At 68.0% G+C, this 25,236-nt stretch carries 25 protein-coding genes and 1 tRNA gene; 12 read left to right on the top strand and 14 right to left on the bottom strand.

Annotated features, from left to right (window positions below):
- Positions 1 to 27: 27 nt before the first annotated feature.
- Positions 28 to 1,689: a catalase gene (locus LPH33_RS00300; protein ID WP_229566660.1), complete on the top strand. Its 1,662-nt coding sequence runs from the start codon at positions 28 to 30 to the stop codon at positions 1,687 to 1,689.
- A 74-nt stretch (positions 1,690 to 1,763) separates the two neighbouring features.
- On the opposite strand, the gene LPH33_RS00295 is transcribed toward LPH33_RS00300, so the two are convergent.
- The 8 genes from LPH33_RS00295 to LPH33_RS00260 all read right to left on the bottom strand — a co-directional run bounded on the left by LPH33_RS00295 (position 1,764) and on the right by LPH33_RS00260 (position 8,093).
- A complete protein-coding gene (locus LPH33_RS00295) occupies positions 1,764 to 2,762 on the bottom strand; it encodes an MDR family oxidoreductase (RefSeq protein WP_060652382.1) in 999 nt (332 codons plus the stop codon).
- 46 nt (positions 2,763 to 2,808) lie between these two features.
- Complete coding sequence (locus LPH33_RS00290) at positions 2,809 to 5,091, bottom strand: heavy metal translocating P-type ATPase (protein ID WP_229566658.1); 2,283 nt, start codon at positions 5,089 to 5,091, stop codon at positions 2,809 to 2,811.
- A 25-nt stretch (positions 5,092 to 5,116) separates the two neighbouring features.
- Positions 5,117 to 6,079 carry a hypothetical protein gene (locus LPH33_RS00285; protein ID WP_229566656.1) on the bottom strand — a complete coding sequence of 321 codons (963 nt, stop codon included), beginning with the start codon at positions 6,077 to 6,079 and terminating at the stop codon, positions 5,117 to 5,119.
- The gene (locus tag LPH33_RS00280) at positions 6,076 to 6,282 is read right to left on the bottom strand and encodes a heavy-metal-associated domain-containing protein (protein ID WP_016691112.1); all 207 of its coding nucleotides are present in this window, start codon (positions 6,280 to 6,282) and stop codon (positions 6,076 to 6,078) included. The genes LPH33_RS00285 and LPH33_RS00280 overlap by 4 nt, the downstream gene beginning before the upstream one ends.
- 40 nt (positions 6,283 to 6,322) lie before the next feature.
- Positions 6,323 to 6,670: a metal-sensitive transcriptional regulator gene (locus LPH33_RS00275; protein WP_060652384.1), complete on the bottom strand. Its 348-nt coding sequence runs from the start codon at positions 6,668 to 6,670 to the stop codon at positions 6,323 to 6,325.
- 270 nt (positions 6,671 to 6,940) lie between these two features.
- Positions 6,941 to 7,147, bottom strand: a complete 207-nt coding sequence (locus LPH33_RS00270; protein ID WP_060652385.1) for a hypothetical protein — start codon at positions 7,145 to 7,147, stop codon at positions 6,941 to 6,943.
- 52 nt (positions 7,148 to 7,199) lie between these two features.
- Positions 7,200 to 7,841, bottom strand: a complete 642-nt coding sequence (locus LPH33_RS00265) for a dihydrofolate reductase family protein (RefSeq protein ID WP_160877041.1) — start codon at positions 7,839 to 7,841, stop codon at positions 7,200 to 7,202.
- Between the two features lie 81 nt (positions 7,842 to 7,922).
- Positions 7,923 to 8,093 (bottom strand): hypothetical protein, encoded by a 171-nt coding sequence (locus tag LPH33_RS00260; protein ID WP_160329007.1) that lies wholly within the window; start codon positions 8,091 to 8,093, stop codon positions 7,923 to 7,925.
- Between the two features lie 535 nt (positions 8,094 to 8,628).
- Here LPH33_RS00260 and LPH33_RS00255 point away from each other — a divergent pair.
- Positions 8,629 to 9,237: a pentapeptide repeat-containing protein gene (locus LPH33_RS00255; protein WP_229566655.1), complete on the top strand. Its 609-nt coding sequence runs from the start codon at positions 8,629 to 8,631 to the stop codon at positions 9,235 to 9,237.
- A gap of 97 nt (positions 9,238 to 9,334) precedes the next feature.
- Here LPH33_RS00255 and LPH33_RS00250 read toward each other — a convergent pair whose 3' ends face one another.
- Both LPH33_RS00250 and LPH33_RS00245 read right to left on the bottom strand, forming a co-directional pair.
- Positions 9,335 to 10,000 (bottom strand): methyltransferase domain-containing protein, encoded by a 666-nt coding sequence (locus LPH33_RS00250; RefSeq protein ID WP_229566653.1) that lies wholly within the window; start codon positions 9,998 to 10,000, stop codon positions 9,335 to 9,337.
- 121 nt (positions 10,001 to 10,121) lie between these two features.
- Positions 10,122 to 10,204 (bottom strand) — tRNA-Leu (locus LPH33_RS00245).
- A 202-nt stretch (positions 10,205 to 10,406) separates the two neighbouring features.
- On the opposite strand from LPH33_RS00245, the gene LPH33_RS00240 reads away from it, so the two are divergent.
- From LPH33_RS00240 to pknB, 7 genes are all read left to right on the top strand, one after another.
- The gene (locus LPH33_RS00240; RefSeq protein WP_229566651.1) at positions 10,407 to 11,702 is read left to right on the top strand and encodes a DUF3662 and FHA domain-containing protein; all 1,296 of its coding nucleotides are present in this window, start codon (positions 10,407 to 10,409) and stop codon (positions 11,700 to 11,702) included.
- A gap of 154 nt (positions 11,703 to 11,856) precedes the next feature.
- Positions 11,857 to 12,318, top strand: coding sequence for an FHA domain-containing protein FhaB/FipA (locus LPH33_RS00235; protein ID WP_006550946.1), 462 nt, complete (start codon positions 11,857 to 11,859; stop codon positions 12,316 to 12,318).
- Entirely contained in the window at positions 12,315 to 13,871 is a 1,557-nt protein-coding gene (locus tag LPH33_RS00230; protein ID WP_229566649.1) for a PP2C family protein-serine/threonine phosphatase, read from the top strand. The genes LPH33_RS00235 and LPH33_RS00230 overlap by 4 nt, the downstream gene beginning before the upstream one ends.
- A complete protein-coding gene (locus LPH33_RS00225; RefSeq protein ID WP_159417094.1) occupies positions 13,871 to 15,319 on the top strand; it encodes an FtsW/RodA/SpoVE family cell cycle protein in 1,449 nt (482 codons plus the stop codon). Before LPH33_RS00230 ends, LPH33_RS00225 begins: the two co-directional genes overlap by 1 nt.
- On the top strand, positions 15,316 to 16,800 hold the full coding sequence (locus LPH33_RS00220) for a peptidoglycan D,D-transpeptidase FtsI family protein (protein WP_060652391.1): 1,485 nt from the start codon (positions 15,316 to 15,318) through the stop codon (positions 16,798 to 16,800). Before LPH33_RS00225 ends, LPH33_RS00220 begins: the two co-directional genes overlap by 4 nt.
- A gap of 1 nt (position 16,801) precedes the next feature.
- Positions 16,802 to 18,355 carry a serine/threonine-protein kinase gene (locus LPH33_RS00215; protein WP_229566647.1) on the top strand — a complete coding sequence of 518 codons (1,554 nt, stop codon included), beginning with the start codon at positions 16,802 to 16,804 and terminating at the stop codon, positions 18,353 to 18,355.
- On the top strand, positions 18,352 to 20,256 hold the full coding sequence (pknB, locus tag LPH33_RS00210; protein WP_060652393.1) for a Stk1 family PASTA domain-containing Ser/Thr kinase: 1,905 nt from the start codon (positions 18,352 to 18,354) through the stop codon (positions 20,254 to 20,256). Before LPH33_RS00215 ends, pknB begins: the two co-directional genes overlap by 4 nt.
- Before the next feature lie 66 nt (positions 20,257 to 20,322).
- Here the strand turns inward: pknB and LPH33_RS00205 are convergent, their stop codons facing one another.
- Both LPH33_RS00205 and LPH33_RS00200 read right to left on the bottom strand, forming a co-directional pair.
- The gene (locus tag LPH33_RS00205; RefSeq protein WP_006550940.1) at positions 20,323 to 20,985 is read right to left on the bottom strand and encodes an aminodeoxychorismate/anthranilate synthase component II; all 663 of its coding nucleotides are present in this window, start codon (positions 20,983 to 20,985) and stop codon (positions 20,323 to 20,325) included.
- A 166-nt stretch (positions 20,986 to 21,151) separates the two neighbouring features.
- A complete protein-coding gene (locus tag LPH33_RS00200; RefSeq protein WP_159417098.1) occupies positions 21,152 to 21,877 on the bottom strand; it encodes a DUF881 domain-containing protein in 726 nt (241 codons plus the stop codon).
- Between the two features lie 179 nt (positions 21,878 to 22,056).
- Here LPH33_RS00200 and crgA point away from each other — a divergent pair, with 179 nt between their 5' ends.
- Entirely contained in the window at positions 22,057 to 22,320 is a 264-nt protein-coding gene (gene crgA / locus LPH33_RS00195; protein WP_006550938.1) for a cell division protein CrgA, read from the top strand.
- A gap of 108 nt (positions 22,321 to 22,428) precedes the next feature.
- Complete coding sequence (locus tag LPH33_RS00190; RefSeq protein ID WP_229566646.1) at positions 22,429 to 22,887, top strand: PH domain-containing protein; 459 nt, start codon at positions 22,429 to 22,431, stop codon at positions 22,885 to 22,887.
- Here LPH33_RS00190 and LPH33_RS00185 read toward each other — a convergent pair.
- Together LPH33_RS00185 and LPH33_RS00180 are read right to left on the bottom strand one after the other, a co-directional pair.
- Entirely contained in the window at positions 22,872 to 23,798 is a 927-nt protein-coding gene (locus tag LPH33_RS00185; protein WP_059381972.1) for a rhomboid family intramembrane serine protease, read from the bottom strand. The genes LPH33_RS00190 and LPH33_RS00185 overlap by 16 nt on opposite strands.
- A 10-nt stretch (positions 23,799 to 23,808) precedes the next feature.
- Positions 23,809 to 24,336: a peptidylprolyl isomerase gene (locus LPH33_RS00180; RefSeq protein ID WP_024102562.1), complete on the bottom strand. Its 528-nt coding sequence runs from the start codon at positions 24,334 to 24,336 to the stop codon at positions 23,809 to 23,811.
- Positions 24,337 to 24,437: 101 nt separating this feature from the next.
- Between LPH33_RS00180 and LPH33_RS00175 the strand changes: the two genes are divergently transcribed.
- A complete protein-coding gene (locus LPH33_RS00175; protein WP_229566644.1) occupies positions 24,438 to 24,902 on the top strand; it encodes a hypothetical protein in 465 nt (154 codons plus the stop codon).
- The last annotated feature ends 334 nt before the right edge of the window (positions 24,903 to 25,236 follow it).

The raw sequence follows: 25,236 nt of genomic DNA, 5'->3' as shown, positions 1-25,236 counted from the left end.
ATCAACTGCATCCGAGGGGAGAACACCGTGACCGATGTTTCGTCGCAGGGCCCGGCCCGGAGAGACGACCGACGTGTGTTGACCAACCGCCAGGGCCATCCCGTATACGACAACCAGAATCAGAGGACGGTGGGCCCACGCGGACCCGCGACGCTGGAGAACTATCAGTTCCTCGAAAAGATCAGCCATTTCGATCGAGAACGCATTCCGGAAAGAGTGGTGCACGCGCGCGGTTTCGTCGCCTACGGATATTTCGAAGCCACCGGGAAATGGGGCGATGAACCCATCACGAACTACACGCGCGCGAAACTCTTCGCCGAGCCGGGGAAGCGGACCGACGTCGCCATCCGGCTCTCCACGGTCATCGGTGGACGCGATTCGTCGGAAACCGCCCGCGATCCGCGAGGTTTCGCGGTCAAGTTCTACACGGAGGACGGTAACTGGGATCTCGTCGGAAACAACCTCGCGGTCTTCTTCATTCGCGACGCGATCAAGTTCCCCGACGTCATCCATTCGCTGAAGCCCGACCCCGTCACTTTCCGGCAGGAACCCGCACGCATCTTCGACTTCATGTCGCAGACACCCGAAGCGATGCACATGCTGGTGAATCTGTTCAGTCCCCGGGGCATTCCGGCCAATTACCGGACTCAGCAGGGCTTCGGGGTCAACACCTACAAGTGGGTCAACGCCGAGGGTGTGACACACCTCGTGAAATACCATTGGATTCCGAAGATCGGTGTCAAGAGCCTGACAGAGGACGACGCGGCGGCCATTCAGGCGCACGATCTCGGGCATGCCAGCAAGGACATGTACGAGGCCATCGAGCGCGGTGACCACCCCGAATGGGAACTGCGCGTACAGATGATGAGCGACGACGACCATCCGGAGTTGAACTTCGATCCCCTGGACGACACGAAGGTCTGGCCTGAGAACGAGTTCCCCGCCAAGCCGGTGGGCAGGATGGTGATCGACCGCAACGTCGAGAACCACTTCCTCGAGAACGAACAGATCTCCTTCGGCACCGGTGTCCTCGTCGACGGACTCGACTTCTCCGACGACAAGATGCTCGTGGGACGCACGTTCTCCTATTCCGACACGCAGCGTTACCGGGTGGGTCCCAACTACCTGCAACTTCCGGTCAACTCGGCGAAGAACGCCCACGTGGCCACCAACCAGCAGGGCGGACCGATGGCATACGGCGTCGACGATGTCGGCGACAACCCGCACGTGAACTACGAACCGTCCATCACCGGCGGTCTGCGCGAGGCCGAGTTCCCGACCCACGACGATCAGGGGCCGGAGATCCGGGGTCGTCTCACGCGCAAACGTATTCCGCGTACCAACGACTACGAGCAGGCCGGTCAGCGCTATCAGCTCATGGAGCAGTGGGAGAAGGACGACCTGGTGAAGAACCTCGTCGGCGGTATAGGGCAGGCCGTCCGCGAGGTGCAGGAGCGGATGGTGTGGCATTTCTTCATGTGCGACGACGAGCTCGGACAACGCGTCGGCGACGGACTCGGTATCAGTGCCGACGACGTACGGGATCTACCTCCGTTGCAGAGCCAGACCCTCGACGAGGACGAACTGCAACGCGCGGCGAATCTCGGCAAGAACGGTCCCCGTGATGTGACCGGATTGCAGATGACGCATTGCGTGCCCAACGAGCGCGAGGTCCACGCGTCCTCGTAGCGTCCGTCCGTCTCGGCCCGGTGGGCAGTCACTTGTCGAAGTGGCTGCCCACCGGTCGTTCTCCGGAACCGTTCTCAGGCGGTGACGTCGACGACCACCCGGCCGCGCACCTTGCCCGCCAGGATCTCCTCGGCGAGTCGCGGGACGTCCGAGAGCGGTTCGACCCGCGACAGCGAATCCAGGGTGCTCGCAGGCAGATCGCGGGCGAGACGGTTCCACGCCGACCGGCGCAGCGAAGCCGGCGCCATCACCGAGTCGACGCCCAGCAACGCGACGCCGCGCAGGATGTGCGGCATCACCGTGGCATCCGGCATCGACGGCGACTCCGTGAGACCGCACGCGGCAACCGCGCCGCCGTAGCGGATCTGCGACAGCACGTTCACGAGCGTCGAACCGCCCACCGCGTCCACCGCGGCATCCCAGCGTTCCTTGCCCAGGGGCCGGCCCTTGCCCTGCAGCTCGACGCGGTCGACGAACGACGACGCACCGAGTTCGCTCAGGAAGTCGTGGGTCTCGGGACGGCCGGTCGCGGCGACCACCGTGTGTCCCGCGGCAGCGGCGAGCGCGACGGCGATCGACCCGACGCCACCGGCCGCACCGGTGACGAGCAGTTCCGCGTCGGATGCGATCCCGTACCGTTCGAGCGCGTCGAGGCACAGGGCGGACGTGTAGCCGGCGGTGCCGATGGCCATGGCATCGCGTGTGGAGAAGGCGTCGGGGATGCGCACGAGCCACTCGGGCTTCACACGCTGGCGCCGGGTGTACCCGCCCGACTGGGTCTCGGACAGACCCCAGCCGTTGACGACGACGCGGTCGCCCGGCTTCCAGTCGGGGTTGCTGCTCTCGAGGACGGTGCCGGCGAGGTCGGCTCCGGCGATCAGCGGGGTGCGTCGCGCCATCTTCTGCGGCCCCGCGATCACGAGACCGTCCTTGTAGTTCAGCGAGGAGTACTCGACCTCGACGAGGACGTCGTGGTCGGGAAGGTCGGTGTCGGTCAGTTCGCGGAACTGTGCCACCTGGCCGTCGTCGGTGTCGTCGACGACCAGGGCACGGAAGGAGGACGGCTGTGTCATGGATCCGATCCTGACAGGCCGTCCTCCTCGCTGCAGCCGAAAGCGGTCAGGCCGCGTGTGCGCGGAACCGTCGCAGTCGCAGGCTGTTGGAGACCACGAACACCGACGAGAAGGCCATCGCCGCACCGGCGAGCATCGGGTTGAGCAGGCCCGCGGCCGCCAGTGGCAGTGCCGCGACGTTGTACGCGAACGCCCAGAACAGGTTGCCCTTGATCGTCGTCAGCGTGCGGCGCGACAACCGGATGGCGTCGACCGCGACCATCAGGTCGCCGCGGACCAACGTCAGGTCGCTCGCCTCGATCGCGACGTCGGTGCCCGTGCCCATCGCCAGGCCCAGGTCGGCCCGGGCGAGCGCCGCGGCGTCGTTGACACCGTCGCCGACCATCGCGACCACCGCACCCTCGCGCTGGAGTCGCTCGACCACGTCGACCTTGTCGGTGGGCAGCACGTCGGCGATCACGTCGGTCTCGTCGATGCCGACCTCGGCCGCCACGGTGTGCGCGACGGCGGCGTTGTCGCCGGTGAGCAGGATCGGACGCAGACCGAGTTCCCGCAGTTCGGCGACGGCCTTCGCGGAGGTCGGCTTGACCGCGTCCGCCACGACGACGATGCCGCGGGCCTTACCGTCCCAGCCGACGGCGATGGCCGTGCCACCGGACTTCTGGGCCTGCTCGAACGCCTGCTGCAGGGTCTCGGAGAGATGCTGTGACCAGTCGGCCAGCAGCTTCGGGCGTCCCACCAGCACGGCGCGGCTCGTGTCGCCGTCGACGAGCACTCCCTGAACGCCGAGACCCTCGACGTTCGTGAAGTCCTCGACCTCGGGCAGACCGCCGAACCTGTCCGCCGCCGCATCGCTGACGGCACGTGCGATCGGGTGTTCCGACGCAGACTCGAGTGCCCCGGCGTACCGCAGCACGTCGTCGGCGTTCTCACCGTCGTCGGCGACGACCTCGCGCAGGGTCATCCGGCCCGTGGTGACCGTACCGGTCTTGTCGAGGACCACGGTGTCGACCGAACGGGTCGACTCGAGGACCTCGGGTCCCTTGATGAGGATGCCGAGCTGGGCGCCGCGACCGGTACCGACCATCAGCGCGGTCGGGGTGGCCAGGCCGAGGGCACACGGGCAGGCGATGATCAGCACCGCGACCGCCGCCGTGAACGCCGCCGCGGGTCCGTTGCCGGTGCCGAGCCAGAAACCGAGTGTGCCGGCGGCGATCAGCAGGACGATCGGCACGAAGATGCCGGAGATCCGGTCGGCCAGGCGCTGCACTTGGGCCTTGCCGTTCTGAGCGTCCTCCACCAGCTTCGCCATCTGCGCAAGCTGGGTGTCGGAGCCGACGCGGGTCGCGCGCACCACGAGTCGTCCACCCACGTCGACCGTGCCGCCGACGACACTGTCGCCCACACCGACCTCGACGGGAACGGATTCACCGGTCAGCATCGACGCGTCGACTGCCGACGTGCCCCGTTCGATCACACCGTCGGTAGCGATCTTCTCGCCCGGCCGCACGACGAACAGATCCCCGACCGCCATCTGCTCCACCGGAACCCGGGTCTCGGTGGTCCCGTCCGGTCCGAGGACCGCGACGTCCTTGGCGCCGAGTTCGAGCAGGGCACGCAGGGCGGCGCCGGCACGTCGCTTCGAGCGTTGCTCGAAGTAGCGTCCGGCGAGGATGAACGTCGTGACACCGGCCGCGGCCTCGAGATAGATGTTGCCGCTGCCGTCGCCCCGCGCGATGGTGAACTCGAACGGGTGGACCATCCCCGGTTCACCCGCCGTACCCCAGAACAGGGCGTAGACCGACCATCCCAGGGCAGCAAGGGTTCCGAGCGACACGAGGGTGTCCATGGTGGACGTGCCGTGGCGCAGGTTGATCCACGCCGCCCGGTGGAACGGCCAGGCACCCCACACCACGACCGGCGCGGCGAGGGTGAGCGAGAGCCACTGCCAGTTGGTGAACTGCAGGGCCGGGATCATCGCCATCGCGATCACCGGCACCGTCAGGATCGCCGAGACGACGAGCCTGTGACGAAGCGCCGCAACGGGATCGGCTTCGGGCACGTCATCGGTCCGGTCGGCCGCCTGCGCGGGTGGTGGCGGCAGTGCGGCGCCGTAGCCGGCCTGTTCGACGACCGTGACGAGATCCTCGGGTGTCACGTCGTCGGAGTAGGCGACCTTCGCCTTCTCCGTGGCGTAGTTGACGGTCGCGGTGACGCCGTCGAGCTTGTTGAGCTTGCGCTCGATGCGATTGGCGCAGGATGCGCAGGTCATGCCGGTGATGGCGAGTTCGATCGATTCGGCGGCGACCGGCTGACTCTGCGTGGTCATGTGCATCTCCTCGGGAAAAGGGCCGTCAGCGGCCGGAATGGCTGTGGTCACCGTGCGCGCCGGACCCCGACTGCACCTCGCCGGTGCCTCCGGCGGTGAGGGTGAACGCCGCGGTGCGAACCACTCCGTCGTGCTGGAAGTCGAGATAGAGGTGATAGGTGCCGGCACTCGGGACGGAGGTGTGGAAGACGACCTCGGGGCCGGGTCGTGTGGTGCCGTCGCCGGGTGTCCCGTCCGGGTGGACGTGGAGATAGGCGAGGTCGCCGCCGCGCAGTGCCACCAGGTGTCCGTAGGCACCGAGATAGGGCTGCAGGTCGGTGACCGGTTGTCCGTCCTTGCTCACGGTGAGGGTGAGCATCGCGTCGCCACCCGACGACAGGTCGCCGTCGAGGGTGACCTCGTAGCCGTCGACGGTCGCGGTACGGTTGTCGGCTTCCGGTGGGGCAGGAACGAATTCGCCTGCCACCGCGAGGTCGGTGCCCAACGTGAGCGCCTCTCCCCCGGTGGGCGTGAAGTCGGTGAAGACCCGCCACGTGCCGGGCGTGAGGTCGACGTCGACGGACCAGATGCCGGTGTTCTCGTCGAGCACGGGATGGACGTGCTGGAAACCGGTGAAGTCACGGCGCACGGCGATCAGGTGCAGCTCTTTGTCGTGGGTGACGTCGAAGTCGGTCACCGGCACGCCGTCGGGACCGTTGATCGCGAATGTCAGGTTCCTGCCCTCACCCGGCTCGAGATTCGTCTCGGCGAGTGAGAGGGCATAACCGCCCTGGGCCATCATCAGACCTCCCGGGATCTCTTCCACAGCAGTTATTTCCGCGGCGCTGCCGGTGGCGGTGTCCTTACCGTGACCGGCGTCGTGGGCGCTCACGGCCGGATCCTCGGTCTGCTCCTCGACCGGGCCGACGGTCGCGCCGACGAGCAGTGCGATACCGAAGACCGCGGCTACGGCGGCGACGAAGCCGGTGAGCTTGGCCGGGGTGTTCATGCGAGGCTGTAACCGGCCTCCTCGACGGCGGCCGCGACGGCGGCATCGTCGAGGGACTCGGCGCTCGTGACGGTGACGGCACCGGTGGCCAGATCGACCTCGACGTTCTCGACGCCCGGGATCTCCTGGACCTCCTCGGTGACCGACGCGACGCAGTGCTGGCAGGTCATGCCGGTAACGGTGTAGGTGCTGGTCTGGCTCATGGGAACTCCTCGGATACGGGTCGTGAACGGGTCGGGACGATCAGGAGCGGACGAGTCGCGCAATGGCGTCGCTGGCTTCCTTCAACTTGAGGTCGGCTTCGTCGCCGCCGGCGCGCACGGCACCGGCCACGCAGTGCGCCATGTGCTCGTCGAGCAGACCGAGCGCGACGGCCTCGAGAGCCTTCTTCATCGCCGCGATCTGCGTGAGGATGTCGATGCAGTACTTCTCTTCCTCGACCATCCGCTGCAGGCCGCGGGCCTGCCCCTCGATGCGGCGCAATCGCTTGAGGTAGTCGGCCTTGGTGTTGTTGGCGATGTAGCTGTGCTGATGTGCGTCGTCGTGTGCGCGGGCATCGGTGTGCACGGTCTCGCTCGGGGTATTCGGCATCGGAGTCGTCCTTGTCGCTTCGGTCGTCCTGGCGGATACCATACCCCCCTAGGGTATGTACGGCAACCAATAGAATATGCAACCTGTCTACGCAGGTAGAGGCGCATGACGCCGCGATGGGCACAAGAGTCGGCCCCGCATTCCTCGAGAATGCGGGGCCGATCCGAAGAGGTTCCGCAGGCCGGTGGACGACACGCCCGAGCGCCTCACGAGGCGGTCGAGCGCCTCACGAGGCGGTCGAGCGCCTCGTCGTCGATTCCTCGCGGGACGTCACGGGACGTGCATCATCTTCCCGGCGAGGGTGAACAGCCGACGGGAGAGCCGGATGACAGGGATGCCCAGCGGAATCAGCAGGATCGTCACGCACAACACCGCACCCAGAAGCATTACCACCGCGGCGACGATCCCCAGGACGGTGCCGAGCAGGGCGGTGAGAAGTCCGAGCACGACATCCAGTAGGCCATTCAGAGCACGCATGACGACCTCCTACCCCTACCCCCATCCCCCATTATGCGCCGGTCGCAGGCGTTCACTTCCTCCAGAACAGGTGATGCACCACCCCGCTCGCGCTGGGCACGACCTCGAGGTGGAAACGGTCCCGTAGTTCGTCCGGGGAGTCCCAGAGCTTCAGACCGGTGCCGTACCGCACCGGCGCCACCACGACGTGCATGGTGTCGACCAGATCGGCCTCGAGGAACTCACGGATGGTGGAGACGCCACCTCCGAGTCGGACGTCCTTGCCCTCCGCGGCGGCGCGAGCCTGTTCGAGCACCGCGGCCGGTTCACCGTTCACGAAATGGAAGGTGGTGTCGGAGAGTGCGAAGGACGGACGTTCGTGGTGGGTCAGAACGAACACGGGGGTATGGAACGGCGGCTCGTCACCCCACCAGCCCTGCCATTCGTGGTCCTGCCACGGACCCCGCTGAGGACCGAACTTGTTGCGTCCCATGATCTCCGCACCGACATTGCAGGAGAAGTCCCGGATGAAATAGTCGTCGAGCCCGCGGCTCCCGCCGGGTTCGGTGCGCAGGTGCCAACTGGCCGTGGCGCCGGCCCACTCGAACATCGGACCCGGATCCAGGCCGAAGGGACTCTCGAAGCTCTGGTCCTCCCTCGCGCCGATGCCGTCGCTCGACACCGAAAAGTTCTGTACTCGCAGCAACTGGCCCACTTTCTTCTCCTCACATCCCGATCGACCGGTACGAAGAGGAAGACCCCGTGAACTACGCGAAGTCATCGGACGCAGCCCGGATCACGGAGACGGATCCGGTGCCGTTCCCACCCGGGCGAGGAGCACGAGAGCGACTGCACCGACGGTGGTGACGCCCAGGGCCACCGGGGCCAGACGGTCGACGCCGGAACCGACCACCACGCCCCCGAGGGCGGCACCGGCGGCCACTCCGAGATTGAAGGTCGCGACCACGTCGCCGGAGGGTTTCTCGCCGGTTCACGTGCGTCGGTATCGGTCGTCTGAACGCGGGGTCCTCCCGAGGTTCGACGACAACAGTCCGGCCCGCTGACACCACGCGTGCCGACCGGTATCGTCGTGGCCAGTGATCAGCACCGTGTATCCGTGAGACAGATGTCCCGCGCCATCCGCGAACCGCGCCTGCAGGCGGCGGTGATTCCGTGTGCCCCGAAAGGGAACCCGCGCCAGGGTTCCCCGATCCCGTCATGCATCGGAATCGACTCTCGGAGTTCACATGCTCACCCCATCACTTCACTCGTCCCCATCACCGACCGTTCACCGATCCGATCTTCGGGGCGACTGCAGCCGTTGCTTCGCACTGTGTTGCACGGCTTTCGGATTCACGAGGTCTTCGGACTTCGCCGAGGACAAGCCTGCCGGATCGCCGTGCCGGCATCTCGATGCGTCCTTCTCGTGCACCATCCATGAGACGCTGTCGTCCCGCGGCTTCCGCGGTTGCACGGTCTTCGACTGTTTCGGTGCGGGACAGGTGGTCTCCCAGCAGCTGTTCGCCGGCGTGAGTTGGCGGGACCGACCCGAGACCCGCGACCGGATGTTCTCGGCATTCGCCGTTGTGAAAGAACTGCACGAGATGATGTGGCACCTGCTCGAAGCCCAGCAACGTACCTACGATCCGGATATCGCCGACGACGCGCGGGAGCTCGTCGAATCCCTTGCCTCCCAGACCCGCCGGAGCGTGGACGAACTCGAGTCCCTCGAGACCGACGAGATGCGTGCATCCGTTCGACCGGTCCTCATGGAGGTCAGCGCGGAGGTCCGGGGGTCGTACTTCGCGGACCACGGATGGACGAATCCGGATCTGGTCCCGGGCGCCGATCTCGCCGGCACCGATCTGCGTGGCCACCGGTTGTGCGGCGCCGACCTCCGGAATGCACTGCTCATCGGCGCCGACCTCCGAGGATGCGACCTCGCGGGAGCGGACCTGCTCGGCGCGGATCTCCGCGGCGCGCGGGTGGAGGACGCCGATCTGTCCCTCGCGCTGTATGTCACCGGACCGCAACTCGCCGCCGCGCACGGCAATCGACGGACGCGAGTACCCACGGGCGTGCCGGTACCGCGGAGTTGGTCGAGCGAGTAGCCGGATCGGGAAGGGCGCGGCCACCCTGCGCCCTTCCTTTCGCTCAGGGAAACCCGATGCGGCGGCACACCAGCATGTGGTGGGCGCCCTTCTGGAATCAGTAGTCGACCTCCACGACCTCACCGTCGATGCCGTGTTCCCGGAGGTCGTCGAGCAGTTCGTCCAGATACGGACAACGGACCGAGGATCCGGACTCCACGAGCGGGAAAATGCGCAGTTCCTCACGGGCGACACGCATCAGTTCCCGGATCGCGTCGAGGTGGAAGGTGCGGTCGAGTCGGTCGGCGTAGCTGAACAGCAGGTGCGAACTGAGCACGAGATCGAAGGCAGCATCGGGGAACGGCAGGGACGGCAACCGCCCGGCGACATATCGGTGCGGATGCCGACGGATGTCCTCGGCGAAATCCCGGACCGCCTGCCGCCGCACCCGTGCGTGTTCGTCGGGGTCGGCGAAGAACGTCCAGTCGTAGTTCTCGGCGTGGTCCCGGATGTACCGATTCCCGCGCTCGGTCTCAGCAGCGGCAACGACGGCGAGGTGCTCCGCGTCGGAGTCGGAGTAGGCCGTGTCGCAGGCCGTCACGTCACCACCGATGCGGTTCACGGCGCCGGTGAACCCCGCCGCGCCGGCCGGGCAGTCCAGGATCCTTCGTGACAGATCGTCGTCGGAGAGGTCGAACATCGACCGGTACTCGTCCAGGGAGCGCGAGCTGATGAGGATCTCGCCGATATCTGCCGGGAAAGCGGTGTCGCTGTCATGGGACACGGTGGTGGTTCCTCTCGGATCGAGGCCGGCAACGACAGCGGGCTCGGGCAAACGAAAACGAGGTCACGATCTCCGAAGAGTTCGTGACCTCGTCCGTCGCAGTTCGTGGAACTGCACACTGTGGGCGAAGGGGGACTTGAACCCCCACGTCCCGAAGGACACTGGCACCTGAAGCCAGCGCGTCTGCCATTCCGCCACTCGCCCGAGCAACGCCGAAAACAGTAACACACACCGAAGCCAAACGACTATTCGCCTGGTCAGAGGGCTGCGAGCGCCACCGGCTCGCTCGCCGAGCACATCCGTCGGAGACGTGCCGAATACCGCAGGGTCGAATCCGGGGAAAAGTGGATACCATGCAGTGACGAGATCTGCATTGCGACACGCTGAGTACGGAAAGGGGGTCGCCATGGGTATCGCCCAGCGCTTCGAGCGCAAACTCCAGGCCGCGATCGGCGACGCTTTCGCCCGCGTGTTCGGCGGCGGCGTCGTGCCCCAGGAAGTCGAGGCGGCGCTGCAGCAGGAGGCAACGGACGGCGTCCAACAGCTCGATCGGGGCCACATGCTCGCCCCCAATCACTACGTCATCACGATCAGCGAAACCGATCACGACGCCCTCGCAGCGGATCGGGACTTGACTGTGAAGGCATTCTCCCGTCACCTTGAGGACTTCATCCGAGAACAGGGATGGCAGACATACGGTGAGATCCAAGTCGTCTTCGAGTCGTCGTCGGCACTGCACACCGGGCAGTTCCGGACTCGCGGCTCGGTAGATCCCGATGCGGGGCGCTCAGCGACGCGTGCTCCGTCACCGCGGAACCCACAGAACCGCCCACCCGTGACCTCTGAACCAGGAGCTGGCCCAATGACGCAGAACCCCGGCTACGACCCCAGCCGTGACCCCGCCGAGGCGGAACCGCAGTACGCACGCAACGGTCACGCGCACGTCGGCCAGGAGCAGCGCTACAACCAGGGCTACGGCAACGCCGGCTACGACCAGGCTCAGGGCGGTTACGACCAGCAGGCGTACGGCCAGGCCTACAGCGAGCAGGACTACCAACAGGGCGGCTACGACCAGGGCGGCTACGACCAGCAGGCCTACGGTGCTCAGGGCGCCCAGCCGCAGGCGTACAGCCAGGACTACGGCCACGACTACCCGCAGCAGGGCTACGACCAGCAGGCGTACGGCCAGCAGGGTTACGCCCAGCCCGGTTACGACCAGGGCTACCAGGACCAGGGTTACCAGCAGGGCGGCTACGACCAGCAGGCCTACGGTCAGCAGAGCTACGCACAGCCGGGCTACGACCAGCAGTACGGCGCGCAGCAGGGCGGCTACGACCAGAATTACGCCGCCGCAGCCCCCGGCTACGACCAGGGTTACCAGCAGGCCGGCTACCAGTCTCCGACTGCCGGTCGGGTGCTGACCGCGACGCTCCAGCTCGAGGACGGCAGCGGTCGCTACTACCAGCTCCGCGAGGGCAGCAACATCATCGGCCGCGGCCAGGACGCACAGTTCCGCCTGCCCGACACCGGCGTCTCGCGTCGCCACATCGACATCCGCTGGGACGGTCAGGTCGCGATGCTCTCCGATCTCGGGTCGACGAACGGCACGACAGTCAACGGTGCCTCGGTGCAGGACTGGCAGCTCGCCGATGGTGACGTGATTCGCGCCGGGCACTCCGAGATCCTCGTGCGCATCCTCTGATCAGCCGGTATCGAAGGACCGACCGGACCCGTTCATACCGTCCGACGCGTGTGACAGCGCGTCGGACGCTGCATGGAGTCGTCCGGTGTCCGTATTGTGAGTGACCGCACGACCAGGAACACGACCGGTCGACTACCCCGAAGGAGGATGCACCGTGCAGGGGCTGATTCTGCAGCTGACCCGAGCGGGATTCCTCCTCCTGCTGTGGTTGTTCGTATGGGCGGTGTTGCGCACGCTCCGGTCCGACATCTACGCCGGTGCCGCGCGACCGCTCCCGCGTTACTCCCCCAAGCAGTCGGTGCTGCCGACGCTGAGCCGTAACAAGACCGCCAAGTACCTGGTGGTCACGCAGGGCGCGCTGGCAGGCACGAGGATCACGCTCGGCACCCAACCGGTTCTCATCGGCCGTGCCGACGACTCCACACTCGTGCTGACCGACGACTACGCGTCCACGCGCCACGCACGCCTGTCGCCGCGAGGTTCCGACTGGTACGTCGAAGACCTCGGGTCGACGAACGGCACGTATCTCGACCGCGCGAAGGTCACCACCGCTGTCCGTGTCCCGCTCGGAACCCCGGTCCGTGTGGGCAAGACCGTGATCGAGCTCCGCCCGTGACCCTCGTACTCCGATATGCCGCCCGCAGCGACCGCGGCCTCGTGCGCTCCAACAACGAGGACTCCGTCTACGCCGGTGCCCGCCTGCTCGCCCTCGCCGACGGCATGGGCGGCCACGCAGCCGGTGAGGTCGCCTCGCAACTGATGATTGCGGCGCTTGCCCACCTCGACGACGACGAGCCGGGCGGCGACCTCCTCGGCAAGCTCGCCGCGGCCGTCCGCGAAGGCAACGCCTCGATCGCCGACCAGGTGGAGGAAGAGCCCGAACTCGACGGTATGGGCACCACGCTCACGGCCATCCTGTTCGCCGGCAGCAAGCTCGGCCTCGCGCACATCGGCGACTCCCGCGCCTATCTCCTGCGCGACGGTCAGCTCACCCAGATCACCCGCGACGACACCTTCGTGCAGTCGCTCGTGGACGAGGGCCGTATCACCCCGGAACAGGCTCACACGCACCCGCAGCGGTCGCTGATCATGCGCGCGCTGACGGGTAGCGAGGTCGAACCGACCCTGACCGTGCGCGAGGCCCGCGCCGGCGACCGTTACCTCGTGTGCTCCGACGGCCTGTCCGACGTCGTCAGCGACGAGACGATCGCCGACACCATGCGGCAGGGCACGCACGACGAGTGCGCCGACCGGCTCATCGAGCTGGCGCTGCGCAGTGGCGGCCCCGACAACGTCACCGTCGTCGTCGCCGATGTGATCGATCTCGACTACGGCCAGTCGCATCCGATCGTCGCCGGTGCGGCATCGGCGGACGACGACGAGGACACTCCCCCACCGAACACCGCAGCCGGTCGTGCCGCCGCGATGCGCCCCCCGCGCGCCACTCCGAAGCGGGTCATCAACAAGGCTCCGGAGCCCGAGCCGAAGAAGAAGCGCAGCCGTCTGTGGTGGCCCGTCGCCGCCATCGTGGTGATCGCGGTGCTGGTCGGCGGTCTGTTCGTCGGCCGTCAGCTGATCCGCAACAACTACTACGTCGGCGCCGACGACGGTCGCGTGACGGTGCTGCGCGGCATCCCCGGCGACGTCTTCGGCTACTCGCTGCAGGAGGCCGCGCGCGTCGGGTGCATCACCGACGAGGGCGACCTCACGCTCGTCGACCCCGCCAGCGCGTCGTGCCGGGTGATGCTCGTCGACGATCTGTGGCCCGCCGCCCGCGAACAGGTTCGTGCCGGTCTTCCGTCGGGGTCGCTCGACGACACCCGCGAGCAGATGCAGCGGCTCGCCGAACTGGACCTGCTGCCGGTGTGCACCCCGGAGGAACCCGAGCCCACTCCCGCACCGGCCCCCGGGCCGGGTGAGCCGCAGCCGGCTCCCGGACCGAACGGCACCCCGCCCACCGAGACAGCGGTGCAGCCCCCGGCGCCCGGTGAGCCGCAGCCGGGCGAACCGGCACCGGCCTCCCAGCCCGGTGAACCGCTCCCCGGCGAACCCCGGCCCGGCGAACCTCAGCCGGGTGAGCCGACTCCCGGCGCGCCTGCTCCGAACATGGAGCCGGCTCCCGAGCCCACGCCCCAGATCCCCGGACAGAACTGCAGGGTGGGCGCCTGATGTCGGTGTCCCATGGTGTGGGGGCCTTCCCGAGCCCTCCGGGAGGTTTCGCCCCGGCTCCCGTCCAGTCGACCCGGCGCAACACCGAACTGGCCCTGATCATCGCGGCCATCGGTGTCACGACCGTGTCGCTCATGCTCGTCGAGGTCTCGATGGAGCAGGCTCTGACCCTCGACCTGCTCAAGTACGGGGCGACCTTCGCGGCACTGTTCCTCGCCGCGCACCTCGCGGTCCGGCGCTTCGCGAAGTACGCCGATCCCCTGCTGTTGCCGATCGTCGCGCTGCTCAACGGTCTCGGACTCGTGCTCATCCACCGGCTCGACCTGTCCGACCAGGAGAACGCCCGCTACATGGGCCTGCCACCGCCGTCGCCCGATGCGACGCAGCAGGTGCTGTGGACGGCGCTGGGCATCGCGCTGTTCATCGTCGTGCTCGTGTTCCTGCACGACTACCGCCTGCTCGCGCGGTTCAGCTACACGCTCGGTCTCATCGGCCTCATCGCGCTCGCGATCCCGGCCCTGCTGCCGAGCCGCTTCTCCGAGGTCAACGGTGCCAAGATCTGGATCCGGCTGCCCGGCTTCAGCATCCAGCCCGGTGAGTTCGCGAAGATCCTGCTGATCATCTTCTTCGCATCGGTCCTCGTGGCGAAACGCGATCTGTTCACCACCGCAGGCAAGCACTTCCTGGGGATGGACTTCCCCCGCGCCCGCGATCTCGGCCCGATCCTGGCGGCCTGGATCATCTCGATCGGCGTGATGGTCTTCGAGAAGGACCTCGGCACGTCGCTGCTGCTGTTCACCACCGTGCTGGTGATGCTCTACATCGCGACCGAACGTGTCGGCTGGCTGATCATCGGATTCTCGCTGCTGGCCGTCGGCTTCTACGCGGCGTACCAGATGTTCGGTCACGTGCGAGTGCGCGTGGAGACCTGGCTCGATCCGCTCGCCGACTACAACAACACCGGCTACCAGATCTCCCAGTCGCTGTTCGGTCTCGCGACCGGCGGGGTCGCCGGCACCGGCCTGGGCAGCGGGCGGCCGGGGCAGGTGCCGTTCGCGAAGACCGACTTCATCGTCGCCGCGATCGGTGAGGAACTCGGCCTGATCGGTCTGGCCGCCATCCTGCTGTTGTTCCTGATTCTCGTCGTCCGCGGCATGCGCACGGCCCTGGCGGTGCGCGACAGCTTCGGCAAACTGCTCGCCGCCGGCCTGTCGTTCACCCTCGCCGTCCAGCTGTTCGTGGTGGTCGGCGGTGTCACGAAGTTGATCCCCCTGACCGGCTTGACCACACCGTTCGTGTCCTACGGTGGTTCGTCGCTGCTCGCAAACTATCTGCTCCTGGCTCTGTTGATGAAGATCTCGCACGCTGCCCGCCAACCCGCGATCCCCCGTAAGAAGGCGCCCACGCCGATCGCCGAGGCCAAGACGGAAATGATGGGGCGCGAATGAACGGTCCGCTCCGCAAGGTCGCGATGGCCGTGATGTTCATGGTCGTCGCGCTGCTCGCAAACGCCACCTACGTGCAGGTCATCAAGGCCGACGATCTCCGCACCGATCCGCGCAATTCGCGTGTGCTGATCGACGAGTACTCCCGTCAGCGCGGACAGATCGTCGCGGCCGGCCAGGCTCTCGCGGTGTCGGTGCCCACCGACAGCCGCTACAAGTACCTGCGCGAATACCCGGCGCCGCCGACCCAGCCGATGAGCCCGCTGGCCTACGCGCCGGTGACCGGTTTCTACTCGATGCAGTACGGCAGCACCGGACTCGAGCGGTCCGAGGATTCGCTGCTCAACGGTTCCGACAACCTGCTGTTCGGACGTCGCCTGTTCGATCTGGTGTCGGGTCGCAACCCGCGCGGCGGCAACGTCGTGACCACGATCGATCCGGTCGTGCAGCAGGTGGCCTACGACGAGCTGACCTCGAAGGGTTACACGGGCTCGGTGGTCGCGATCGAACCGAGCACCGGCAGGATCCTCGGGATGGTGAGCACGCCGAGCTACGACCCCAACCGGTTGTCGGGACACGACGGCGCCGCGACCTCGCAGGCCTGGGACGAGCTCAACGCCGATCCCGAGAAGCCGATGCTCAACCGCGCGATCTCCCAGACTTACCCTCCGGGCTCGACCTTCAAGGTCGTCGTGACGGCGGCGGCGCTCGAGAACGGCGTCACCCCCGACACGCAGTTCACCGCGGCACCGCAGATCACCCTGCCCGACACCGCGACGACCCTCGAGAACTACGGCGGAGCCGCGTGCGGTGACGCACCGACAGTGACGCTGCGGGAGGCGTTCGCGCGGTCGTGCAACACGGCCTTCGTCGAGATGGGCATCGACGACGGACGCGAGGCCCTGGTCTCGCAGGCGGAGAAGCTCGGCATCGGCGAGACCCTCGACGTGCCGTTGCCCGTCGCGGCGAGCACCGTCGGGCCCATCCCGGACGGCGCGGCTCTCGGCCAGTCGAGCATCGGTCAGCGTGATGTGGCCCTCACTCCGTTGCAGAACGCGTCGATCGCCGCGACCATCGCAAACGGCGGGGTGCGCATGAAGCCGTATCTCGTCGACCGGCGGCAGGGACCCGACCTGACGGTGCTCGAGGAGACCAAGCCCGAATCGCTGGGTCAGGCGATCTCGCCGGAGGTCTCGGCGACCCTCACCGACCTGATGATCGGTGCCGAGAACAACGCCGGTGGTGGCGGTGCCATCCAGGGCGTGCAGATCGCATCGAAGACGGGCACTGCGGAACACGGCAACGATCCGCGGAACACCCCGCCGCACACCTGGTACATCGCATTCGCACCTGCACAACAACCCCGCATCGCCGTCGCGGTGATCGTGGAGGACGGCGGCGACCGAGCTCTCGCCGCGACCGGCGGCTCGGTGGCCGCCCCGATCGGACGGGCCGTCATCTCGGCCGGATTACAGGGAGGCTGACATGGCTCTGAGCAGCGGCGCCATGATCGCCGACCGTTACCGTCTCCAGCGACTCATCGCGACCGGCGGAATGGGTCAGGTGTGGGAAGGACTCGACACCCGGCTCGACCGGCGGGTCGCGGTGAAGGTCCTCAAAGCCGAGTTGTCCGGCGACGAGGACTTCCTCGCCCGGTTCCGATTCGAGGCCCGCACCACCGCCCAGCTCAACCATCCCGGCATCGCCGGGGTGTTCGACTACGGCGAGACCACGGATGCCGAGGGTCAGTCCATCGCTTATCTCGTGATGGAACTCGTGCACGGCGAACCGCTCAACGCCGTCCTGTCGCGGCTCGGACGTCTGTCGCTGCCGCACGCGCTCGACATGCTCGAGCAGACCGGACGTGCCCTGCAGGCGGCCCACAACGCCGGCGTGGTGCACCGCGACGTCAAGCCGGGCAACATCCTCATCACCCCGACGGGCCAGGTGAAGATCACCGACTTCGGTATCGCGAAGGCGGTCGACGCCTCCCCGGTCACCCGCACCGGCATGGTGATGGGCACCGCGCAGTACATCGCTCCCGAGCAGGCACTGGGTCAGGAGGCAACGTCCGCGAGCGACGTGTACTCGCTGGCCGTCGTCGGCTACGAGGTGCTGTCGGGACGCCGTCCCTTCCTCGGCGACAGCGTCGTGACCGTCGCGATGAAGCACGTCCAGGAGACCCCGGCACCGCTGCCGACGGATCTTCCGCCCGAGGTGCGCGAACTCATCGAGATCGCGATGTCGAAGGACCCCGCCTACCGCTATTCGAACGGTGGCGAATTCGCCAACGCCGTCGCTGCGGTGCGGTCCGGACGGCCCGTGCCCCCGCCCGGCAACGTACCGCCGGTGACCAGCGCCAACCGCGTGCTTCCGCCCGGCGTGCCCGGGACGACGGCCCACACTTCCTCGACCCGTGCCCTGCACCCGACGCAGTACGACCAGACGGCCTATTCGTCGGTTCCCCGCTCGGCCCAGCCGCCGACCGCCGGCCGTCCGCCGGTGGCAGGTCCGCCGACTGCGGGAGTGCCTGCCGACGACGGACGACGGTCGCCGAGTCCCACAGCGCTGGCCTGGGCCGCAGGGGCGGCAGTCGTGCTCGCCCTGGTCACTCTGGGAATCGTGCTGTTGGGCGGCGACGACGAGGAGACCCCGCGCGCTCCGTCGCCGACGACGCAACTCACCACGACCCGCGCGACCACCACGACGACCCGTCCGCCGCTGACCACCACGACGACGTTCGTGCCGCTGCCGCCGCCCGTCGAGACGGAGACCTTCACACCTCCTCCGACCACGACGACGACGCAACCGCCGACGACCACGGTGGAGCCGACGACCGAGCCGACCACGACGCAACCGCCCACCACCACGACCGCCCCGACCACGACGACGACCACCACCACAGCGGAGGACACGGGTGGCGGCACGGGCGGCGCGGAGGGTGACGGCGACGACGAGACCGACCCCGAGGCCGCCGGTGGAGGGGACGACAATTCATCCGAAACCAGCAACGGTACGAACAACCAAGGAACGTCATGACCACACCCCGCAAGCTCTCCTCCCGCTACGAGCTGGGTGAGATCCTCGGCTTCGGCGGTATGTCCGAGGTGCACCTCGCGCGGGATCTGCGGCTCGGCCGGGATGTGGCCATCAAGGTGTTGCGTGCCGACCTCGCACGCGACCCCACGTTCTACCTGCGCTTCCGGCGCGAAGCGCAGAATGCCGCTGCGCTGAACCATCCGGCGATCGTCGCCGTCTACGACACCGGTGAGGCCGAGACCGAGGCCGGGCCGCTCCCGTACATCGTCATGGAGTACGTCGAGGGCGATACGCTGCGCGACATCGTCCGTGCCGACGGGCCGATGACCCCCAAGCGGGCGATGGAGATCATCGCCGACGTGTGCGCGGCCCTGGACTTCAGCCACCGCAACATGATCGTGCACCGCGACGTGAAGCCGGCCAACGTCATGATCAACAAGGCCGGCGCGGTGAAGGTCATGGACTTCGGCATCGCCCGGGCCATCTCCGACGCCGCGAGCCCGATGACGCAGACCGCCGCGGTGATCGGCACCGCGCAGTACCTCTCCCCGGAGCAGGCGCGCGGTGAACAGGTCGACGCCCGGTCCGACGTGTACTCGGTGGGCTGCGTCCTGTTCGAGATCCTCACCGGCGAGCCCCCCTTCAAGGGCGACTCGCCCGTTGCGGTGGCCTACCAGCACGTGCGGGAGGATCCGCCGCTGCCGTCGTCGGTGAATTCGTCGGTGCCGCCCGAGCTCGACTCGGTGATCCTCAAGGCGATGGCGAAGAACCCCGCGAACCGCTACCAGTCGGCCGCGGAGATGCGCAGCGACCTGATCCGCGTGCTGAGCGGGCAGCGCCCGAGCGCACCGATGGTGATGACCGACGAGGACCGCACGACGCTGATCGACTCCGTCGACAACAACACGGGCCGGCACAGCCGTGTCGCGGCCGCCGGCGCCGCCGGGGCACCTGCCGAGGATTCCGGCGGCGGCTCGGTTCTCAAGAAGGTGCTGCTCGGCATCGCCGCAGTCGCTGTGGTCGGCATCGTCGGCGTCTTCCTGTGGTCGCTCGGCCCCGGTTCGACGGCCGCCCAGGTCGCGGTGCCCGACGTCCGCAACATCTCCGCCGAGCTCGCCGAGAGCCGGCTGCAGAACGCCGGCTTCCGGGTCTCGATCCAGCAGAAGAGCGATCCGGTCGTCGCGAACGGCAACGTCATCAACACCCGTCCCGTGCCCGGGAGCCAGGCCGAGGAGGGTTCGACCGTCACCCTCGAGGTCTCGACAGGACCGGAACAGGTGCAGATCCCGCGGCTCGAAGGCATGACGCAGGAACGCGCAGCTCAGGAGCTGTCCGCCGTCGGTCTCCGGCTCGACCCGAACGTCGGACGCGCTCCGTCGGATGCCGACGACGAGGACCTCGTCGTCGACCAGAGCCCCGGTGCGGGAGCCAGTGTCGACCGCGACAGCCCCATCACCATCACTTTGGGATCCGGCCCCGAACTGGTGCGCGTCCCCAACGTGGTAGGCCAGACCGTCGAGGTGGCGAGCGACAACATCGAGGGCGCCGGTTTCGAGGTCGTCGTCGAGAACATCGACTCCAGCGAGACCGAGGGCACCGTCGTGTCGACGAGCCCGGCCGGTGGCGCCTCCACCGAACAGGGTTCGACGGTGACGGTGCGGGTGTCCAACGGCGACCGCATCGAGATGCCCGTCATCACCAACCGGTCGGTGTCGGATGCACTCGCCGCTCTGCGCGGCGCCGGCTGGACGGGCAACGCCTCCCAGCTCCAGCAGACGCGTGAGGCGACACTCGATGTCGATCTCGTCGGCACCGTGATCACGCAGGCCCAGCCGCCGGGTTCGGAGATCTCGAAGAACCAGCCCATCACCGTGGGCGTCGGTGTGCTCGGCATCCGCTGAGCGAGCTATCGACGAAAGGCGCCGGTCCTCGAAGGACCGGCGCCTTTCTCGTCGGAAATGGGGGTGTCAGGCGGCTCCGCCGTCGAGCGCGCGTGCCATCTGCGCCTCGAGGCGCGCGACGAGCGTCTCGTCCGGAGCCTCGCCGCAGGCCGCGAGCCAGTTCGCGAGCATCCGGTGACCGCCCTGGGTGAGCACCGACTCGGGATGGAACTGCACACCGTGGATCGGCAGCTCGGCGTGACGCAGGGCCATGACGATGCCGGTCTCCGTGTGGCCGGTGGGCTCGAGCTCGGCGGGCATGGTCTCGGGCAGCACGGTCAGCGAGTGGTAGCGGGTCGCGGTGAACGGATCGGGCAGGCCCGCGAGCACACCGGCACCGTTGTGGCGAACCAGGCTGGTCTTGCCGTGCAGCAGCTCGGGGGCGCGATCGACGGTCGCGCCGAACGCGACACCGATGGACTGGTGGCCGAGGCAGACACCGAGCAGCGGAGTGCTGCTGTCGGCACATGCCTTGACCAGGTCGATGCTTGCCCCGGCGCGTTCGGGTGTACCCGGGCCGGGGCTGAGGAGGATGCCGTCGTACTCCTTCGCGACCCGCGCGAGAGCACCCGGTGCAGTGAGCCGCTCGTCGTCGTTGCGCCACACGTCGGCCGTCGTCCCGAGCTGCCCCAGATACTGGACCAGGTTGAAGACGAAGCTGTCGTAGTTGTCGACGACGAGAATGCGCATGAGACGAGGGTACTCAGTGGTCGGTAGAGGGCGACCCGCCCGGTGGTCGGTAGAGGGCGACCCGCCCGGTGGTCGGTAGAGGGCGACCCGCCCGGTGGTCTCTACAGGGCGACCCGCCCGGTGGTCTCTACAGGGCGACCCGCCCGGTGTCCGATTCGGGCACCGCTCAGCGCGCGGACGAACTACCGGTGTAGGCGGGGACCGACAGATCTTCCGACGCCTGCTGCGTGTATCCGAGTTGATAGCGGGCCGCGTACTGCTTGTAGATGCGGATACCGGGCTCGGCGTCGAGCGCGGCCTGCAAGCGCGCGGGGTCGCCGAGCGCGGTGACGACGTAGGGCGGCGAGTAGGTGCGCCCGTGCAGTAGCAGCGTGTTGCCGATGCAGCGCGGCGCCGACGTCGCGACGATCCGCTGGTCCTGCATGGCCACGGCCTCGGCACCACCGGCCCACACCGCGTTGAGCACGCTCTGCACGTCCTGCTGGTGCACGACGAGATCGTCGGGTGAGGCACCGGACGGATAGCGCCCGTTGGCGTCGCGGGGTGCGTCGGTGAGAGTGACGGTCACGCCCGGACCGCGGCGGGCCACGAGTCCGGCCGGGTCCTCGATCGCGGACAGGTCGTCGAGCACTGCGGCGACGTCCTCGTCGTTCACCGCGGCACGGTCCTGGAGTTCGTCGATGCGCGCGGTGAGATCGTCTCGGGTGGCGGCCAGTTCGTCGGCCTTCTCCTGCGCGGCACGGACGAGATCGGACAGTCGCGGGGAGTCGCCGGCGCGCAGTTCGTCGCCCTCGGACACTCCGCGGGTGGTGCCCACGAGCAGACCGGCCACGAGGCAGACGACGAGGGTCGCGACACCCCACACGGGCGCGCGCAGTCGTCGTTCCGACACGTCGTACCTCCGATCCTGGCCTTACGTTAGCGTGATCTCAACCCCACACGGGCGCGCGCAGTCGTCGTTCCGACACGTCGTACCTCCGATCCTGGCCTTACGTTAGCGTGATCTCAACAGGTAGTTGACCGACCACTCCATCCGTGAGCGACGGGTGGAGTCGTGAGAACGAGGACACCATGCCCAAGTCGAAGGTTCGCAAGAAGGACGTCTCCGCGACCCGGACGGTGAGCCGCACACCGGTGAAGGTCAAGGGCACGCCGTCGAGCACGTTGTATGTGACGGTGATGCTCGCCCTGATGGTCATCGGGTTGCTGTGGCTGATCGTCTACTACCTCGCGGCCGAGCAGATCACGTGGATGAACGATCTCGGTGCCTGGAACTTCCTGATCGGTTTCGGGTTCATGGTGGTCGGTCTGATCATGACGATGAACTGGCGCTGACCCCCAACCTCGCTCGGGTTACACCGATGTTATTCATCCCCACCTGGGGATAACACTGTGCACAACCCGGTGGGAGGTCTCCGGGGAACGTATCGGAAGAGGACGCAGATGCCCGACGAGACAGCGCTGCGGTGGGCGACGCCGTCCGCCGCGATAGCGGCGTTGGCGGCCGCCGGTATCGCCTTGGCCGTGACGGCCGCGGTTGCGGTTCCCGACGCGGCCGGTCGCGTGCTGGTGGGTTTCGCGGCGGTGCTCGTCCTCGTGATGGTCGCGCTCGCGCTGCGGCAGCGTCCGCGTCTCGAAGTGCTCCCTGGAGGAACGGGGATCGCGACGATGCGGTTGACGGGTCGTCGCGAGTTCCCGCGCGCGGCCCTGCACCGCGTGCGGATCGTCGAGTACCCGCGCTTCGGGCGGCGCGTGCCGATGCTCGAGATCGACACGATCGACTCCGCGACCGGCACGGAGAACCTGATGATCTTCGGCAGGTGGGATCTGGGCACCGACCCGCGGAACGTGCACGCCGCGTTGGCGGTGCGCGATCTCGCGCCCGATCAGACGCCCAGTTGATCGCGTAGCCGCACGACGGCGAGCACGATCGCGACCAGCGTCACCACGACGACCGCGACCAGCGCGATCCACCCGGTGCGCACGATGCGGTCTCGGTCGGTGCCGGCACCGAGATACTGCGGGGCGTAGAGCAGGGCCGCGGTCGCGGCGGCACCGGCGACGAGACCGCCCAGGTGACCCCACAGGGAGATGCCAGGGATGGTGATGCTGATGATCACGTTGAGGCCGACGATGGTCAGCACGGGTGCCGGGCTACGACGCAGGCGCAGCAGGATGACGGCCTGCGCGCCGAGCAGACCGAAGACCGCTCCCGATGCACCGGCGGTGACCGCACCGGTCTCCATGAACATGACCGCCGCGGACCCGCCGAGGATCGACACGAGGTAGACCGAGAGGTACCGGGCGCGTCCGAGCACGAGTTCGGTGTCGCGGCCGATCACCCACAGCGCGAACATGTTGACGGCCAGGTGGAGCAGGCCGAAGTGCAGGAAGCCGCTGCCGAGGATCCGGATGTACTCGCCGTGCGCGGCGATGATGGGCGGCCACAGCGCCCAGTCGAGGAACAGCGCCGAGCCCTGCTCGTTGGTCATCACGCTGCCCGACTGCGCGGCGGTGATGCCGAAGACGAGCACGTTCAGCGCGATGAGCACGTACGTCACGATCGGCGAGGGCCGATCGGAGCGGACGGGTGCGCCGGCGATGGTGCGGGCCTGCGGTGTCGACCGTTCGGCCGCGGCGACGCAGTCGACGCAGTGCTGACCGACCGAGGCGGGACGCAGGCACTCGGGGCACGCGGGCCGGCCGCAGCGGGAGCAGGCGAGAAGGGTCGGGCGGTCGGGATGGCGAACGCACCGCGGCTGGGGCTGCGGGCCACCACCCTCGGCCGCGGAGCCCCAGCCGGGGTTCGTCATGGGAACTCTCTCAGGAGATGGTGATGCTGTTGATCACGACGTCGTCGACCGGACGATCGGCGCGGTCGGTGGCGGTGGTCGCGATCGCGTCGACGACCTTCTTCGACTCGGCGTCGACGACCTCACCGAAGATGGTGTGGCGACGGTTGAGGTGCGGGGTCGGGCCGACGGTGATGAAGAACTGCGAGCCGTTGGTGCCCGGGCCGGCGTTCGCCATCGCGAGCAGGTAGCCGCGGTCGAACTGCAGCTCGGGGTGGAACTCGTCGGCGAACTGGTAGCCCGGGCCGCCGCGGCCGGTGCCGGTGGGGTCGCCACCCTGGATCATGAAGCCGTCGATGACGCGGTGGAAGACCGCGCCGTCGTAGAACGGACCGCTGGTCTCGCCCTTGGCGTTCTGGGTCTTGTACTCCTTGGTGCCCTGAGCCAGGCCGACGAAGTTCTCGACCGTCTTCGGCGCGTGGTTGCCGAAAAGCGCAATCGCGATGTCGCCGCGGTTCGTGTGGAGCGTGGCCGTTGCTGTCTGATGCGGTGAAGTCACCCCACCATGGTGCCATTGCCGCCTTCCCGGGCAGGACAGGCGGCGCGGGACACGCTCTGCGGTCACGACCGCAGGTCCGGGCGGTATGGAAGAGTGGACGCATGAGCAAGCTGATTCATGTCGAGACCGACGACGTGTGGCTTCCGGCATTCGTGCGACGCCACGACGAATCCGGCAATCTCGCGGGTGCTCTCCGCGTGGCCGGCGAGGGCGCGGTAGCGCTCGCGCAGGGCTCGAGTGCGGCCGGACTCTTCGCAGCACGCAAGGGTCTGGACGTCGCGGGCGAACTGCTCTCGGTGGCCCGGCGGGCCGCGGCCGAGCGGTGTGCCGCGAAGTCGTCCTCGCGACCGGAGCGCACGGGCAGGCGGGTCGGTCTCGTCGTCGCCGGCGCGGTTGCCGTCGTGGCCGCCGGCGGGGTCGTGTTCTACCGGCGACGCCGTCCGGCTCACCCTCCGATCGCTCCGGAACCGCCGCGCGTGCGGCCGGCGGAATCCGCCGCGACGACGACCGGAGAGGCCGCGTCGACGCCGGTCTCCCCCGAGTCCACCGACACCTCGGAGGCCTGATCGCCGGTCGCGGTGCCGAATTCTCGTTCCGCGGATCGGATCTCGTGGTCGACGATGAGGCACGCCGCGAAGTAGAGCGCGCCGAGGAAGGTGAGCAGGACGGGGACGAAGGCCAGGAATTCCATGGCCACCTCCGTTCCGATCCGCGGTGCGGATCGGCGAGTGACGGGCGGGGCACGTCGTCGGTGACGATTCGAGCGTAGGCGCGTCCGGAAGTACCGGCACGTCGTCGGTGACGATTCGAGCGTAGGCGCGTCCGGAAGTACCGGCACGTCCCCAACGACCTCGGCGGTAGTGATCTCGTTCACATCCCGGCCGCTTCATGATCGACATG

This window comes from Rhodococcus sp. RDE2 (genome assembly GCF_020885655.1).
GTDB classification, from domain to species: domain Bacteria; phylum Actinomycetota; class Actinomycetes; order Mycobacteriales; family Mycobacteriaceae; genus Rhodococcus; species Rhodococcus pyridinivorans.
This window is presented reverse-complemented; position numbering and strand designations above follow the sequence as displayed.

Bases quoted from the DNA above. Each gene is read 5' to 3' on its own strand.
- LPH33_RS00295 (WP_060652382.1), bottom strand. From the start codon at position 2,762: ATGACACAGCCGTCCTCCTTCCGTGCCCTGGTCGTCGACGACACCGAC.
- LPH33_RS00290 (WP_229566658.1), bottom strand. From the start codon at position 5,091: ATGACCACGCAGAGTCAGCCGGTCGCCGCCGAATCGATCGAACTCGCC.
- LPH33_RS00285 (WP_229566656.1), bottom strand. From the start codon at position 6,079: ATGAACACCCCGGCCAAGCTCACCGGCTTCGTCGCCGCCGTAGCCGCG.
- LPH33_RS00280 (WP_016691112.1), bottom strand. From the start codon at position 6,282: ATGAGCCAGACCAGCACCTACACCGTTACCGGCATGACCTGCCAGCAC.
- LPH33_RS00275 (WP_060652384.1), bottom strand. From the start codon at position 6,670: ATGCCGAATACCCCGAGCGAGACCGTGCACACCGATGCCCGCGCACAC.
- LPH33_RS00270 (WP_060652385.1), bottom strand. From the start codon at position 7,147: ATGCGTGCTCTGAATGGCCTACTGGATGTCGTGCTCGGACTTCTCACC.
- LPH33_RS00240 (WP_229566651.1), top strand. From the start codon at position 10,407: ATGGGTATCGCCCAGCGCTTCGAGCGCAAACTCCAGGCCGCGATCGGC.
- LPH33_RS00225 (WP_159417094.1), top strand. From the start codon at position 13,871: ATGTCGGTGTCCCATGGTGTGGGGGCCTTCCCGAGCCCTCCGGGAGGT.
- LPH33_RS00220 (WP_060652391.1), top strand. From the start codon at position 15,316: ATGAACGGTCCGCTCCGCAAGGTCGCGATGGCCGTGATGTTCATGGTC.
- LPH33_RS00215 (WP_229566647.1), top strand. From the start codon at position 16,802: ATGGCTCTGAGCAGCGGCGCCATGATCGCCGACCGTTACCGTCTCCAG.
- pknB (WP_060652393.1), top strand. From the start codon at position 18,352: ATGACCACACCCCGCAAGCTCTCCTCCCGCTACGAGCTGGGTGAGATC.
- LPH33_RS00205 (WP_006550940.1), bottom strand. From the start codon at position 20,985: ATGCGCATTCTCGTCGTCGACAACTACGACAGCTTCGTCTTCAACCTG.
- crgA (WP_006550938.1), top strand. From the start codon at position 22,057: ATGCCCAAGTCGAAGGTTCGCAAGAAGGACGTCTCCGCGACCCGGACG.
- LPH33_RS00190 (WP_229566646.1), top strand. From the start codon at position 22,429: ATGCCCGACGAGACAGCGCTGCGGTGGGCGACGCCGTCCGCCGCGATA.
- LPH33_RS00185 (WP_059381972.1), bottom strand. From the start codon at position 23,798: ATGACGAACCCCGGCTGGGGCTCCGCGGCCGAGGGTGGTGGCCCGCAG.
- LPH33_RS00175 (WP_229566644.1), top strand. From the start codon at position 24,438: ATGAGCAAGCTGATTCATGTCGAGACCGACGACGTGTGGCTTCCGGCA.